Origin of the sequence: Anaerostipes sp. PC18 (genome assembly GCF_039789045.1) — a bacterium.
Taxonomy (GTDB): Bacteria; Bacillota; Clostridia; order Lachnospirales; family Lachnospiraceae; genus Anaerostipes; species Anaerostipes hominis.
Map to the genome: position 1 here is coordinate 3,255,959 of NZ_CP121164.1, position 14,120 is coordinate 3,270,078.

Sequence of the window (14,120 nt, forward strand, 5' to 3'; positions counted from 1 at the left end):
AATAAAATTCTTCAGGCTAAAGTTCTTCATAAATATCCCCTCTCTTTTATGAATTATTATAACATTTCCCGGATGATCTTCATGATTTCTTCTCCGGACTGTGCAAGAGAAACTGCCGTCACTTCAGAACAGTGTGTCATATGGTCCCCTGCCGTAGTGTCACCGAATTCAAATACATTTTCAATCCATTCCTTTTCTTCACTGTCGATGGTTCCTTTTTCTTCACCCAGTTCCATCATCAGACGAATTTCTTCCTCTGTCACAGTTTGTTCTTCTGCTTCTGTTTTCATGTGCAGGATTTTCAGCACAATGTTAGTAGACGCCGACAAAAACCATACCACAGGTTTCATAATGAAAGCTGCCCCAGAGACAACACCGCATGATATCTTTGCCACGGCGAAAGGCTTCTGCATGGCGATTCGTTTTGGAACAAGTTCTCCGAAGATCAAAGTAAAATAAGATAAGATTAGTGTAATCAATATAACCGCTATCGTATCCAGTGCGTCCGCAGATATGGCCGTAAAACCTATATCATCATAAATCCAGGAAACAAGATATCCGGAAAAGTTATCTGCCGCAAATGCACTGCCCAAAAATCCGGCCAGCGTGATCCCGATCTGGATGGTGGAAAGAAAACCTGCCGGTTCTTCCACAAGCTTTAATAGCTTTCCTGCCTTCCTGTCCCCGTTCTCATACATCTTTTTAAGCTTTGCTCCATTCAGGGAAATGACTGCGATCTCTGTCATGGCAAAAAAAGCGTTCAAAAAAATCAGAATGATCTGTAATAATAACTGCGCACCTATTTTATTCATTTCAATAAACTCCTTTATATTCTCGTCTTTACGTCCGGATCTTCTGCAAATATCTGCCGTCATCTTCTCATATGGATATGCACATACGAAAAGGCGCAGTCCGCCATTATATGAAACAGCAGACTACGCCTGTAAATGATCTTAATTAAATTGTTTGCTGAATCACTGTCATCAGCTTCGTCCATAATTGTTTGCTACCTCTTTCTAAATTAAGTAAGCTAATTATACGAATGCAGGAGAGAATAGATTCGGAAACTGTTCACCCAGAGCTTTCATTCGGTCCAGTTCTGCTCATCTTCACTTAATATCCCGTACTGTGTACTACATATCATAAATGCTGCTATCTGCTGATGAATCTTGCCACTCTGGACCCTTCTGTATAAATCATATCCTGATAATAATTCTTTAATTTTTCTTCTGTTGCTTCTACTGCCCCTGTCATTCGCTCCGGAACATTCATCGTCGAAAGAAATGGTTCCTCCTGTGTAAAATTTAATCTGTGAAGATCTTATTTTTGAAATACATTGTAATAAATATAATGATATTCTTTTCTTGATGATACGGTGTCAGCTGATAGCTGAATTGATAATTTCCACTGTTTACTTTTGTCTCTTCATTACCCAGTTTAGTACAAAAAATACTGTGCCTGGGTTTAAGAAAATCCACCTTAATTCCTTCGGTTATAAAATAACTCCCATCTGTTTTCAATGTAACATCCATCTCGTATTGTTCTGTCCGCATATTTTAATCAGGCTGAACCTTTTTATTAAAATTTAATGATACTCATTTGCCTATATCTGATAATTTCTTCAGACAAAAGTCTTCCCTATTTTTATCCCTCCTTAATGTATATCCACATGTAAAACGTAACCATGGAAGCAAAAAGTTCTTACCGTTTCATAAGATCTCTGATAATTATCATTAAAATCAACCCTCCCCCACAGGACAGTTGTTTTCTTTTACCTAAAAAAGTCCCCAGCCATTTCTAAAATAGCCATTGACTGTGCATTTGCCGGATGCATTAAAGTAAAGTCAAGAGCAAAAATTAAACAGCCACAGGAGGTAAGAAATTATGAGAACAGAAGCATTTTTAAGCTACAAAATGACTACAGCAGATGCCAATAATCCGGAAGGTGTAATCCCGGTTGGCAGACAGTTTGATTTCATCGGCGATGTAGAGACAGAACTGATGATTTTAAATGATGGGGACGAATCCCTCTGCCTCGGTTATAACGATGTGAAATTCATGGAAGATGCTTACGTGGGAGACCAGCTGGACTTTAAGGCAACTATGGTCAAAGTAGGAAACACATCAAGGACCTGCCTGATCCAGACTTTTAAAGTGGCTACTCCTGCAAAGAGACTCGGAATCGAAGGCGCTAAGGATGGAGATATGTACTATTTTGATGAACCTAAGCTGATCACAGAAGGAAACGTTATCCTCGTAGTTAAAAAACAACTTCAGCGGGGAGTACAGCCGGATGGAACGGTCAAAGATCCATGGAAGGCAATCGATTAATATTACATATTAGGATAGATATAAACAAATCAAGGAGGTTTTGATATGAGCGAACAGACAGTAACAATGAGATACAGAATGTCAAGCAGAGATGAATTTTATGGCGGAGGTGTAGTAAACGGCGCACGCTCCATTACTTATATGGGTGATACCGCAGACCGCTTAATGGCAAAAGTATGCGGCAATACAGGAAGATGCTGCCTTGTGGAAAAGATCCGTTTATATAACCCTGTCTTTGCCGGGGATTATATGGAATTCATCGCAAGAGTCACAAAAACTGAAGGAAATAAAGTCTACATTCAGTGCCGTTCTTTTAAAGTGGCCCAAATTCCTGAAGAACCTGAATTTGAAAGTTCTATTGATATGCTCAGCGATCCGGAGATCTCAACCGAGGCATTCTTTGTTTATGAAATTCCGGAACATAAAATGAAAGCTTAGATAAAAGGAGGAGTACATGAAAGCATTAGAAGGCGTTAAAGTTCTGGATCTGACACATGCATATAACGGACCGTTCTGCACGACCCTGCTGGCAGACAACGGAGCCGATGTCATAAAATTTGAGCCTATCCAGGGAGACCAGTGCAGAAGCTGGGGACCGATCGATGAAAAAAGTGGTGAAAGCGGGTTTTATGCATTCTTAAATCGTAATAAAAAAGGGGTCACCCTGAATCTTAAAAACGACAAGGCGAGACAAATCTTTTATGATTTAGTAAAAGATGCCGATGTGGTCGTTGAAAATTTCCGGGCCGGTGTATCAAAAAAATTAAAAGTAGATTATGAAACATTAAAAAAGATCAATCCAAGCATCGTATATGCTTCCGGTTCCGGCTTCGGACAGTACGGTCCGCTGTCTAACCGTCCTTGTTACGATATTGTTGCCCAGTCTATGGGAGGAATGGTAAACATGACGGGATTCCCGGACTCTCCTCCTACCAAGGTAGGGCCTTCTATCGCTGACAATGTGACCGGAATCTATCTGTGTGTAGGCGTCCTGATGGCACTGTTTAACAGAGAACGCACCGGACAGGGACAGCAAGTAGATGTTGCTATGGCAGACACCATTTTCAGTCTGCTGGAAAACGCCATTGTTACGACGACTATGGATGGTGTGATCCCTCAGCGTCAGGGAAATATCGACCCTTCGATCGCTCCATTTGATATCTATGAAGCCAAAGATGGATATATTGCGATTGGTGTGGGCAACGACCGCCTGTTTAAAACTTTCTGTGAGACCATCGGCCGGGAAGACCTGCTCGATGATCCGCGTTATAAGACAAATGATCTGAGATGCAAAAACTACAAAGATGGTCTGCAGCAGCTCATAAGTGAATGGGCTTCCTCCAAAGGAAAAAAAGAGATCGAAGCTCTGTTTGACAAAGCCGGTATCCCATGCGGTCCTGTACTGGATATGCAGGAAGCCATCGACCATCCGCATTTCCAGGCGAGAGAGATGATGGTTCACATGGATCATCCGACCATCGGAGAAATGTATTTCCAGGGTTGTCCGATCAAATTGACTGAGACTCCAGGCAGTGTAGACACTCCTGCTCCTCTGTTGGGACAGCATAACAAAGAAGTGTTTGGTCTCACGGATGAGGAGCTGGAATCACTAAAAGCGGAAGGTGTAATGTAATTAGGAGAGCGGGAGGTAAAAATGGATTTTAAACTGACAGACGGACAGGAAATGCTGAAAAAGACAGTCCGTGAATTTGCTGAAAAAGTGGTAGGTCCCCGGGCCGAAGATGTGGATCAGACCGGGATCTTTCCGAGAGATACATTTGAGCAGATGGCAAAGCTCGGTCTTACTGGAATCGGGACTCCGGAAGAATACGGCGGAAGCGGAGGCAATGACATTGATAAGGTGATCACAGTCACAGAACTTGCAAAAAAATGTGCAGCCACGGCAGGTATTCTGTCTATTCACACCATCTTTGCTTCTGTACTTTTAAAGTTCGGCAGTGAGGAACAAAAGAAAAAATATTTACCGGAAGTGACATCCGGCGGACACCTTGCAGCTTTTGCGCTGACAGAACCCAATGCCGGCTCCGATGCCGCTGCGGTAAGGACAACGGCTGTTCTTGATGAGGAAACTGGAGAATATGTCTTAAATGGTACAAAATGCTTTATTTCCGGCGGAGGCCAGGCAAAATATCTTCTTATTTTTGCTCTGACCGACCCATCCAAAGGAGTCAAAGGATTATCTTGTATTTTAGTAGAAAAGGGAACACCAGGATTCTCTGTCGGTAAGATTGAGAACAAAATGGGAATCCACGGTTCAGAAACCGCAGAATTAATCTTTGACCAGTGCCGTGTTCCAAAAGAAAATCTTGTAGGCAAAGAAGGTGCCGGATTCAAGATGGCCATGAATGCTCTGGACGGCGCCAGAATCGGTGTTGCAGCACAGGCGCTGGGAATCGCAGAAGGTGCGCTTGATGAGAGTGTCAAGTATATGAACGAGAGGGTTCAGTTCGGAAACCCGATCAAAGCTCTTCAGGGTCTTCAGTGGTATATTGCAGATATGGCCACAAAAACCGAGTGTGCAAAATGGATGATCTACTATGCCGCTTATTTAAAAAGCACTGGCCAGCCACACACAAAAGAAGCTGCCATCGCAAAATTAAACGCTTCTGAAAATGCAAGATTTGTTACGAATCTTGCCCTTCAGATCCATGGCGGCTATGGCTATATGAAAGACTATCCTTTAGAACGCATGTACAGAGACGCCAAAATCACTGAAATCTATGAAGGTACTTCTGAGATCCACAAGGTCGTGATCTCAAGAGCCGTTTTAAATTCTAACGGAAAGTAATGGGAGGGAAAGCATGAAGATCATTGTATGCGTAAAGCAGGTTCCGGATACCAACGAAGTCCGGATCAACCAGGAGACCGGGACACTGATCCGGGAAGGAGTCCCAAGCATTATCAATCCGGATGATAAAAATGCATTGGAGGCTGCCTTTGTCCTGAAAGAAGAAACAGGAGCCGAAGTTTCCGTCGTAAGTATGGGACCTCCTCAGGCTGCAGATGCATTAAAAGAAGCGATTGCAATGGGAGCAGACCATGCATATCTGGTGAGCGACCGGGCATTCGGAGGATCTGACACATGGGCTACTGCCACAATCCTTGCGGCAGCCATTGAAAAAATCGGAGATTATGACCTAATCCTATGCGGAAGACAGGCCATTGACGGTGATACCGCACAGGTAGGACCTGAAATCGCTGAATTTCTTGGCATTCCACAGATCACCTACGCAAAACATATCGAGTGCGATGGAGACGCTCTGAATGTAACAAGATTTACGGAAACAGGAGACTATAAGATCCGCACTAAACTGCCGGTACTCCTGACTGCCATCAAGGAACTGAACGAGCCAAGATTCCCGACCGTACAGGGAATTTTCAGAGCTTATGACGGAGATGTAGAAATCAAGATGTTAGGTCTTTCTGATCTGGATGTAGATCAGACTCAGATCGGACTAAAAGGTTCTCCCACCAATGTTTACCGTTCCTTTGTCCCTGTTAAATCGAAACAAAGTGAGATCATCGAAGGAAGAACGGATTCAGACAAAGCGGAAACCCTCATTGAGAAGCTTCTGCAGGCAAATTTGATTTAAGGAGGACAGAAAATGGAACGAGCAAAAGTAAACCAGGGAATCGACCTGAGTGCATATGAAGATGTCTGGGTCCTTGGAGAACAACGGGAAGGGAACATACAGCCCGTTACGATCGAACTGATGGGAGAAGGCCGCAAGCTGGCCGATCAGCTTAAGAAAAAACTTGCTGTTGTAATACCAGGTTACAAAATTGAATCAGAAGTTGAAAAGCTTCTTCACTATGGCGCTGATGTCGTTTACTATATGTCACATCCGCTCCTTGCAAGCTTTTCAACAGACGGCTATACTTCCGCTTTTGTACAGCTGATCCAGGAAAAGAAACCCGAGATTGTTCTGGTAGGTGCAACCTCGATCGGCCGCGATATCGGACCAAGGATTGCTGCCCGGCTTGGAACAGGGCTTACCGCAGACTGTACAAAACTTGAGATTGACGCAGAAGACGGAAAAATTCTTCAGACAAGGCCTGCATTCGGAGGGAACCTTATGGCCACCATTGTCTGCCCAAAGAACCGGCCGCAGATGTCTACGGTAAGACCCGGCGTCATGGAGAAAGCCATCCATCAGGAAACGGCTGCCGGAACAATGGAAACTTTTATTCCGGATCTCTCAGAAAATGATATCAGAGCAAAGCTTGTAGAAATTATTAAAAAAGAGAAGAAACAGGTCAATCTGACAGACGCGCGGATCATCGTATCCGGAGGCCGGGGATTGAAATCCGCAGAGGGATTCCATTTGATTCAAGAGTTAGCTGATGTCCTCGGTGCGGAAGTTGGATCTTCCAGAGCTTGTGTAGAGGCTGGATGGATCGATGCTTCCCATCAGGTAGGACAGACAGGAACCACGGTACGTCCGGATATTTATATCGCCTGTGGTATCTCAGGCGCAATCCAGCATCTGGCAGGAATGAATGAATCAAAATATATTGTTGCAATTAATAAAGACCCAGAAGCGCCGATCTTCGGCATCTGTGATTATGGGATTGTAGGAGATTTAAATGATGTGATTCCGGCAATGATTGCCAAGCTCACACAGAAAGAGGTTTCAATATGAATTTTCAATTAACCGAGCAGCAGTTATCCATTCAGAATATTACAAGACAACTGGCTCAGACTGAATTGCTTCCAACTGTATTAAAAGATGATGAAGAAGGGAAATTCCCTGAAAAAGCCTATGCAAAAATGGGACAGATGGGCCTGATCGGTCTTCCATTTCCAAAAGAATACGGCGGACAGGGAGCCGACTATCTCTCTTATGTATTAGCTGTAGAAGAAATCTCCAAAGTAAACTCTTCCGTAGGAATTGCTTATTCTGTATGTACTTCCCTCTTCTCCGGCGGTCTGATCAACTCTGCCAGCGAAGAGCTCAAAAAGAAATATCTTCCGGATGTCCTGTCCGGTAAAAAGATGGGTGCTTTCTGTCTTACTGAGCCGGAAGCAGGTTCTGACGCTGCCGGATGTAAGACAACCGCTCTCTGGGACGGCGAAGCTTATGTTCTGAACGGTCTGAAATGTTTTATCACAAACGGACCTCTGGCTGACTACTTCCTTGTATTTGCCCTGACAGATCCGGAAAAGAAAACAAAAGGATTATCTGCTTTTGTCGTAGAAAAAGCTATGCCGGGAGTTTCTGTCGGCACGATCGAAAACAAATGTGGGATCAGAAGTGCTCAGGTTTCAGAGATTATCTTTGAAAATGTAAGAGTTCCAAAAGAAAATATGGTAGGTGAGGAAGGCAGGGGATTTGCTGTTGCCATGAAAGACTTGGACGGCGGAAGAATCGGTGTTGCTGCCCAGGGTCTTGGAATTGCAAAGGGCGCTTATGACATCGCTCTCCAGTACCTGAAAGACCGCCAGCAGTTTGGAAAACCACTGTTTAAAAATCAGTATTTAACGTTTAAAATGGCGGAACTCTCTGTACAGATTGAACAGGCACAGTATATGCTTTATAAAGCTGCTATGGATAAACAGGAAGGACGCAGTTACTCTATCTCTGCGGCTAAAGCAAAAATGGTATGTACCGATGCGGCTATGCAGGTTTCACAGGAAGCCGTACAGATGCTCGGAGGCAACGGTTACATGAAAGAATACCATGTAGAGCGCATGATGAGAGATGCCAAGATCACACAGATCTATGAAGGCACCAATGAAATTCAGAAGCTTGTGATCAGCGGCAGTTTGTTCCGCTGAATCAGAGAAATAAGAGTCAAAGGCCCGGCTGTCTGCCGGGTCATTTAGATTTTACTGTCTTATGTATTTGCCTAGACAATGGTTTAAGAAATTTGTCTAGCTGATTCCATATCGCTTCCATATCTTTTGAAACATCCCTTGTGTGATGAGCCCGCATAACAAATATTGTTTGGTTGTAGACTCTATCTCTGATACCCGAATATCATACCAGAACCAGTCATCTTTTTCATAATATGCATCTGCTTCCTTGATTAGTTTTTTCAGCACGGTCGGCATAGGAAAATCTAAATTTATTTTGTTATTTCTATATAATTGAATCATTTTCAAATACCTTCTTTTTTATTTTATAGTACCACAACAAACCAGTAAAAATAAAATAACCTTTTAGGTAGAACTTTTTTATCATAATGCTCGTTCATCTCTAATTACTCTATGTATTCTCATTTTAATTGTATTTTTCTCCTATCGCAATATTTATTATTCAAAAAGTAATTTAATGTTGAAATAAAAAAGGAACGTTCCACTTTAAAGGAAGAGAACGCATCCAACAAAAGTTTAATAGTAGAACGTTCTTGCAGGGTTAAGTGTTTATATTTGTTCATAATGAGAATCTCCAATCAATACCAGCATCACAAGATAAGAATATACTAAAAATTGCAAGGATAACTTCCATAGGGGATGTTACAGGGATGGAATTTAAATATTCTATTTACGCTTCTAAAATATTTACCATATTTTTATATATTCAATATTGACACGATTTAAAAAAATGTGTATTATACTCTACAATTCTAGAATTTTTTTACAGGCAATAATATTATATAATATGAATAATTTTAACTTTAATCAAGGAGAGCCAACTATGAAAAAAAAATTATTTATTACTGCACTTATTTTATGTACTTGCTTCTGTGTCACGGGAATTGGTGTTTTTGCTAATACATTTAATAACGATACAGAACAGGAAATTAATTTGGACGAATATATGCAAGGTTCAAAGCCAAGTACATCTCAGATAATCTATGGTGTGAAAAAAGATGCTTCCGATAAACAAAGTATGCTCAGATCAAGACCAAAAAAACCAAACGCCAGAAAAGGATATTTCTGGGTAGAGTGGGAGCCAGAAAAATTACATGGCTATTTTGACAATAATTATTATCAACATCGAGTATCCTTAAAAAATTCCAATTCAAGTAAATACTATTCCAGTTCTTGGACTGTAAAAGGAAAAAGAGCGCATAAATGGATTTACTCAACCTTAACAGGCAACAAAGCAAAATGGAGTACAAGATAATTAATTAGAGACTAGGATAAAATATATTTAGCAATTATCTGCTCATAATTATCTGTCTGAAATATTAAAAAGGCATTTTCTGCATGATTGGAGAGAGGCATTCTAAGAGCCGAACGGAAATCATGTGGAGAATGCCTTAGTATGTGGCTCTATTAATATCTCTTGTAAGGAATCTAAATTATGAAAAAGATTATGTATTTACTGCTTGCACTGACCATCACTATCACAAATATTTTTGGATTTCATCTATTTAATAATTATCGCTTTGCCGAGGAGCTTTTTCATAAAAAGACAGCAGTTTTTGAATACTATCATACATCGGACCGGACTGCTGCGGACACAAAAGATATGCGTCAGGCTATGATTGATTTTTCCCAACATACTCATACAGGCGTTATGCAGTATGAATTCATGAGTGAAACAGATTTGAATGTTTATGCCACTGATGAAATGTTTCACACACAAAAAAAGTTGAAAACCGGGAGTTTTCCCATGACGGGACAATTCTTGTCTAACAAAAAGGGGAATAAAAACAAAGTATCCGGAACATTCTGGTTTCCTTTTACAAAGTGGAACATTCATGTCTATCGGTTTCAAGATGTTAAAAACGTGGGCTTGGGGGATACCTTTTATTTTCATAACATGACTGAGAAATCAAGAAAAACTTTTTTGAAAGAGTTTTCGGTTTATGGAAAAATCGACATACATCCTTCCTATGCAGACAGTCTGAAACTGTTGAATTTTTCTATGTTATCTATCGTAGTTTTAGCGTTTGTGCTTTATATTGCCGGCATTCTTGTGTTTATGATTTCCAATACAAAAAAGTTTGCCCTCATGAGGCTTTGGGGATATTCTAAAAAACAGATGTTCTGTCAATTGCAGATACAGTTTATGAAACTGCTGGCTGGAATCTGGGCCACCCAAATATTTTTATGGATCGGGGCATGTTACAGAACCGAAGGTCCCTCCAATTTTATAAAATATTTTTTGGCTGCATTAACCATTAACATTTTCATATTTGCTGCCATAAGCCTTATCAATCTGGCTGCTTTTTATGTTGTAACATGCTTGGAATTGTCTGCGTCGCAAGTGAAAGGAAAAAGAATTTTTGGAAATGCCAAATGGATTTCATTGTCTCTGCTTGCGGCTGCTATGCTGGGCATCTTTTATATGGTAAATCTGACATCACTAAATTACCAAAGACTAGAGGAAAAGAAACAGGGGCTGGAATTCTGGAATCAGTCAAAAAGCATATTTAAGATTGAGTACTCAGAGTATAATCCTGCGGTTTGGCATGATCTGGTTCCTGAGAGAAAGACAAATGATAAACTGTCGAGATTTTATGAGACAGCCAAAAATCAGGCCGGAGTTTTTATGATCGAATCAGATAATTTTGCAGTATCAGCCAAAAGCGGTGGAAAAAAAGTTTACGCTTACGAAGATGGAATGTCTGAAAAGGAGGCTGTCTGCTCTCCCTATGGAAAACGCATTACTGTTGATTTAAATTACTTAAAACGAAATCCGATCAGGACCACAAATGGAATTTCCATTCAAGATCAAATGATTTACAATAAAAATACGTTAAACGTGTTGGTACCTTTAAACTATAAGAAATACGAGAAAGATATTTTAAAAGAATATAAAGATTATTTTTATTTTCAAAAAGTAGATGTAGACAATATTTATCGAAAGGCAATGAAAAAGACTCTTAATAAGACTCCCAAAAAACAGTTATCTGTTCACATTATCTATACAAAGCCGAACCAAACATATTTTACTTATTGTGCCGGCACAGGAAACGAAAAGAATCAGGTGACCGACCCTATTGCCATCGTATATACAAATGTGATAGATTCCTCTAATATTGCATCAATGTATAATACTTATTTGTTTATGGAAGATCATTCAAAAGGAGATGCATATCAAAAAATTGCTCCTATTGTCAAACATCTGAAATCAACAGGGGTAGATAGTGTTAAGAATGTCTATGGGGAGGCAAGTTCAGCACTTGTGAGAATCCACAATGCATTGTTTCAGCAGGTAATCACGCTGATCACGGCTGGAATTTGTGGTCTTATTTTTCTAACCAGTGCGATATGGTGCTATTTTAATTCAAAGTTGTACCGGATGAGCCTGGAATTTCTGTTTGGATATTCCTTCTGGCAAAGTGTGAAAGAACTTGCTGTCTCATTCCTCATGATTGATATTCTGGCGGGACTAATCATATTTCTTATTAATCGGAGCTATGTCATTCTCCTGTATCCTGCCGCCTCAATATTTTTGCAGGGAATCGTACTGAGAATAGAATATAAATATTTAAATAAAAAAGGAGTCTTAATGACTTTGAAAGGAGAGCAGCTATGATATCGCTTCAACATATTGATAAGGCATTTGGAAATCATCAAGTACTCAAAGATTTTTCCATGGACATAAAGGAGCATGAATTTGTCTCCATTATGGGACCAAGCGGATCAGGAAAAACTACAATCTTAAATTTAATCGGACTATTGGATACTCCTGATACAGGAACGGTTCAGATCAAAGAAAAAAGCAGAATATCGGGTAAGGATCTTCAATATTTCCGCAGATACATTCTCGGATATGTATTCCAAAATTATGCCCTCATAGAAAATGAGACTGTGATGGAAAATCTGCTCCTGTCAAAGCCCTACAGCAAAGATTTTTCAAAAAAAACGGCAGATAAAATTTTGCAAAAGGTTGGTCTGAATACAGAGTGCAAAAATCAAAAAGTGTTTGAATTGAGCGGTGGAGAACAGCAGCGAATCGCACTTGCACGGGTAATGTTAAAACCCTGTGAGATTATATTAGCTGACGAACCTACGGGGAATCTGGATGAGGATAATAAGAAAAAAATCATTGAACTGTTTTTGCAGATGAAAGAAATGGGCAAGACTATCGTGTGTGTTACACATGATATGGAAATGGCAAAAAGCGCTGACAGAATTCTTCACTTGTGAGAAAGGAATTTGAAAATGAAAAAAGTTACATTGTCCTTTATTAATTGCATTTTAATATTATTAACAGTGGGTATCCATAAGGTTATTTACCGAAGTTTTAATTTGAGCTATGACAGCCTTTTCATATATTGGGGAAGCTTTATTCTTATCTTCTTTTTCTTGAATCTGATTGTTAACTACATTGCCTTTATGAAAACGACAGAGTCATATCGTAAGCATTAAAAGAATTCAAATTTTGAAATGCTCCCAAGGCCTTGCTGTCTGCCGGCATTGGGAGCAAGACAATGTGGGAGACAACGTATACTTTACTCTTTGTACCATCAGTCTATTGAATCTGATATCTTACTCTTAAATCATTCAGTGATCTAAAATCCACAAATCTGTCATGCTGTAATCGCCCCACTACAATACCAGGATGAATCCCCATTTGACCAGCAAAGTCCAGTATACTTTGCCTGGTAAAATTGGACTCACTTATAAATTCATTATAATCATCTTCTGATATTAAGGAACGTACCGCAAACAAATCCGCTTCTTTCTCAAGCTTCATATCTACAATTTCAATTTCATTATCATTTTGTGCTGCGATAAATGTCTTAGTTATACAAATAATACCATGTTATTTATTGTTTATCTATATCTTATAAAGATTATACTAGCTAAATCGGTTATTTTTTAATAAATATTATCTTGATACCTATATTCTACTTTATGGCACATGGGCATTGTGGACAAATTGAGAATTGTTTTCTTGAAAACTAAATTTTAAACCGTTCAAATAGACGTGCCTTGCGCAATAAGGTATAATATTTTTAAAGGTTGAAATTTGTGGAGGGACAAAATTTTGGACAGGAATCATTACTATTCTATCGGGGAAGTGGCAGCCACCTGCAATACTTCGATTAAGACGCTTCGTTACTATGACGAGATCAAGCTGGTAGTTCCGGAGGTCCGGAAAGAGGAGAGCAAATACCGCTATTACAGCAAAGATCAGATGGTAACCATCTCTATCATCCGGAAACTGCGCATGCTCGGTTTTTCGATTAAGGAAATTAAAGAAATTGTTTCTGCAAACCAGGTCCGGAACCTGGAACAGAAAATTGAAGACAAACTGGTATGTATAAAAAAGGAAATTGAAACTCTGAATCAAAAATACTTTGAGGGGGATCAGTTTTTACAGAGATTAAAAGAAGGAGCCCAGATCCTCCATCTTTACGATGATGATCTGAAAAAGATCCAGGCAGGTGAGATGGATGCAATCACGGTCAAAAAAGTACCTGAAGTGAATCTTTATCATTCCCGCAGAATCATGCAGTCTTATCACAATGACGAGGTCTCCCTTGAGCGGTGGGTAGAGATCAACGATGAAGTCTCAAGACACGGGCTTAAGGTATGCGGCCCGATCACGGTTACCTATTACACGGATCTGCTGGACCAGTTTCTCTCTAAAGACTGTGATATTGAGTTCGGCATTCAGGTAGAAGAAAGCGGTTCCAAACATGTCCGAAAGTTCGGCGGCTTTCTTGCAGCTACCGCTTTTCATGTTGGACCGTACAGCGATGTTATCAAATCCCACATCAAAATCATTCAGTGGATCAATCAAAATCATTACAAGGTTGCAGGTCCGGTTTCAGAAGAATTTATCATTTCCCCTGTGGACCTGCGAAATGAAAATGAACATGTTACTAAAATCATCATCCCTGTCACAAAGTAATTT

The 14,120-nt window shown here is 40.1% G+C and carries 16 protein-coding genes; 12 read left to right on the top strand and 4 right to left on the bottom strand.

Annotated elements, in window-relative coordinates; genetic code table 11:
• Window positions 1–56: 56 nt before the first annotated feature.
• Both P8F77_RS17500 and P8F77_RS17505 read right to left on the bottom strand, forming a co-directional pair.
• Window positions 57–812, bottom strand: coding sequence for a CNNM domain-containing protein (locus tag P8F77_RS17500; protein ID WP_287519354.1), 756 nt, complete (start codon window positions 810–812; stop codon window positions 57–59).
• Window positions 813–1,304: 492 nt separating this feature from the next.
• Entirely contained in the window at window positions 1,305–1,553 is a 249-nt protein-coding gene (locus tag P8F77_RS17505; protein WP_347256210.1) for a DUF2207 domain-containing protein, read from the bottom strand.
• Between the two features lie 331 nt (window positions 1,554–1,884).
• On the opposite strand from P8F77_RS17505, the gene P8F77_RS17510 reads away from it, so the two are divergent.
• The 7 genes from P8F77_RS17510 to P8F77_RS17540 are packed head-to-tail and all read left to right on the top strand — an operon-like array spanning window position 1,885 to window position 8,131.
• Window positions 1,885–2,331, top strand: a complete 447-nt coding sequence (locus P8F77_RS17510; RefSeq protein ID WP_148459387.1) for a beta-alanyl-CoA:ammonia lyase — start codon at window positions 1,885–1,887, stop codon at window positions 2,329–2,331.
• Between the two features lie 45 nt (window positions 2,332–2,376).
• A complete protein-coding gene (locus P8F77_RS17515; RefSeq protein ID WP_024729182.1) occupies window positions 2,377–2,769 on the top strand; it encodes a hotdog fold domain-containing protein in 393 nt (130 codons plus the stop codon).
• Window positions 2,770–2,785: 16 nt separating this feature from the next.
• The gene (locus tag P8F77_RS17520) at window positions 2,786–3,964 is read left to right on the top strand and encodes a CoA transferase (protein ID WP_148459388.1); all 1,179 of its coding nucleotides are present in this window, start codon (window positions 2,786–2,788) and stop codon (window positions 3,962–3,964) included.
• A 21-nt stretch (window positions 3,965–3,985) separates the two neighbouring features.
• Window positions 3,986–5,140 (top strand): acryloyl-CoA reductase, encoded by a 1,155-nt coding sequence (gene acrC / locus P8F77_RS17525; protein ID WP_287519351.1) that lies wholly within the window; start codon window positions 3,986–3,988, stop codon window positions 5,138–5,140.
• A gap of 13 nt (window positions 5,141–5,153) precedes the next feature.
• On the top strand, window positions 5,154–5,945 hold the full coding sequence (locus P8F77_RS17530) for an electron transfer flavoprotein subunit beta/FixA family protein (protein ID WP_024729179.1): 792 nt from the start codon (window positions 5,154–5,156) through the stop codon (window positions 5,943–5,945).
• 12 nt (window positions 5,946–5,957) lie between these two features.
• Window positions 5,958–6,995, top strand: coding sequence for an electron transfer flavoprotein subunit alpha/FixB family protein (locus tag P8F77_RS17535; RefSeq protein WP_024729178.1), 1,038 nt, complete (start codon window positions 5,958–5,960; stop codon window positions 6,993–6,995).
• Window positions 6,992–8,131, top strand: a complete 1,140-nt coding sequence (locus tag P8F77_RS17540) for an acyl-CoA dehydrogenase family protein (RefSeq protein WP_287519348.1) — start codon at window positions 6,992–6,994, stop codon at window positions 8,129–8,131. Before P8F77_RS17535 ends, P8F77_RS17540 begins: the two co-directional genes overlap by 4 nt.
• A gap of 96 nt (window positions 8,132–8,227) precedes the next feature.
• Here the strand turns inward: P8F77_RS17540 and P8F77_RS17545 are convergent, their stop codons facing one another.
• Complete coding sequence (locus tag P8F77_RS17545; protein WP_024729176.1) at window positions 8,228–8,452, bottom strand: hypothetical protein; 225 nt, start codon at window positions 8,450–8,452, stop codon at window positions 8,228–8,230.
• 541 nt (window positions 8,453–8,993) lie between these two features.
• Between P8F77_RS17545 and P8F77_RS17550 the strand changes: the two genes are divergently transcribed.
• From P8F77_RS17550 to P8F77_RS17565, 4 genes are all read left to right on the top strand, one after another.
• Window positions 8,994–9,425 (top strand): hypothetical protein, encoded by a 432-nt coding sequence (locus P8F77_RS17550; RefSeq protein ID WP_024729175.1) that lies wholly within the window; start codon window positions 8,994–8,996, stop codon window positions 9,423–9,425.
• Window positions 9,426–9,605: 180 nt separating this feature from the next.
• A complete protein-coding gene (locus P8F77_RS17555) occupies window positions 9,606–11,789 on the top strand; it encodes a hypothetical protein (protein ID WP_024729174.1) in 2,184 nt (727 codons plus the stop codon).
• On the top strand, window positions 11,786–12,403 hold the full coding sequence (locus P8F77_RS17560; RefSeq protein ID WP_024729173.1) for an ABC transporter ATP-binding protein: 618 nt from the start codon (window positions 11,786–11,788) through the stop codon (window positions 12,401–12,403). Before P8F77_RS17555 ends, P8F77_RS17560 begins: the two co-directional genes overlap by 4 nt.
• Window positions 12,404–12,418: 15 nt before the next feature.
• A complete protein-coding gene (locus tag P8F77_RS17565) occupies window positions 12,419–12,625 on the top strand; it encodes a bacteriocin-like WGxF protein (protein ID WP_081723922.1) in 207 nt (68 codons plus the stop codon).
• Between the two features lie 103 nt (window positions 12,626–12,728).
• Here P8F77_RS17565 and P8F77_RS17570 read toward each other — a convergent pair whose 3' ends face one another.
• Complete coding sequence (locus P8F77_RS17570) at window positions 12,729–12,953, bottom strand: hypothetical protein (RefSeq protein WP_024729172.1); 225 nt, start codon at window positions 12,951–12,953, stop codon at window positions 12,729–12,731.
• 294 nt (window positions 12,954–13,247) lie between these two features.
• On the opposite strand from P8F77_RS17570, the gene P8F77_RS17575 reads away from it, so the two are divergent.
• Window positions 13,248–14,117, top strand: a complete 870-nt coding sequence (locus tag P8F77_RS17575; RefSeq protein WP_287519344.1) for a MerR family transcriptional regulator — start codon at window positions 13,248–13,250, stop codon at window positions 14,115–14,117.
• Window positions 14,118–14,120: the final 3 nt, after the last annotated feature.

Bases quoted from the DNA above. Each gene is read 5' to 3' on its own strand.
- P8F77_RS17510 (WP_148459387.1), top strand. From the start codon at position 1,885: ATGAGAACAGAAGCATTTTTAAGCTACAAAATGACTACAGCAGATGCC.
- P8F77_RS17500 (WP_287519354.1), bottom strand. From the start codon at position 812: ATGAATAAAATAGGTGCGCAGTTATTATTACAGATCATTCTGATTTTT.
- P8F77_RS17570 (WP_024729172.1), bottom strand. From the start codon at position 12,953: ATGAAGCTTGAGAAAGAAGCGGATTTGTTTGCGGTACGTTCCTTAATA.
- P8F77_RS17545 (WP_024729176.1), bottom strand. From the start codon at position 8,452: ATGATTCAATTATATAGAAATAACAAAATAAATTTAGATTTTCCTATG.
- P8F77_RS17565 (WP_081723922.1), top strand. From the start codon at position 12,419: ATGAAAAAAGTTACATTGTCCTTTATTAATTGCATTTTAATATTATTA.
- P8F77_RS17520 (WP_148459388.1), top strand. From the start codon at position 2,786: ATGAAAGCATTAGAAGGCGTTAAAGTTCTGGATCTGACACATGCATAT.
- acrC (WP_287519351.1), top strand. From the start codon at position 3,986: ATGGATTTTAAACTGACAGACGGACAGGAAATGCTGAAAAAGACAGTC.
- P8F77_RS17550 (WP_024729175.1), top strand. From the start codon at position 8,994: ATGAAAAAAAAATTATTTATTACTGCACTTATTTTATGTACTTGCTTC.
- P8F77_RS17505 (WP_347256210.1), bottom strand. From the start codon at position 1,553: ATGCGGACAGAACAATACGAGATGGATGTTACATTGAAAACAGATGGG.
- P8F77_RS17555 (WP_024729174.1), top strand. From the start codon at position 9,606: ATGAAAAAGATTATGTATTTACTGCTTGCACTGACCATCACTATCACA.
- P8F77_RS17540 (WP_287519348.1), top strand. From the start codon at position 6,992: ATGAATTTTCAATTAACCGAGCAGCAGTTATCCATTCAGAATATTACA.
- P8F77_RS17560 (WP_024729173.1), top strand. From the start codon at position 11,786: ATGATATCGCTTCAACATATTGATAAGGCATTTGGAAATCATCAAGTA.
- P8F77_RS17535 (WP_024729178.1), top strand. From the start codon at position 5,958: ATGGAACGAGCAAAAGTAAACCAGGGAATCGACCTGAGTGCATATGAA.
- P8F77_RS17530 (WP_024729179.1), top strand. From the start codon at position 5,154: ATGAAGATCATTGTATGCGTAAAGCAGGTTCCGGATACCAACGAAGTC.
- P8F77_RS17515 (WP_024729182.1), top strand. From the start codon at position 2,377: ATGAGCGAACAGACAGTAACAATGAGATACAGAATGTCAAGCAGAGAT.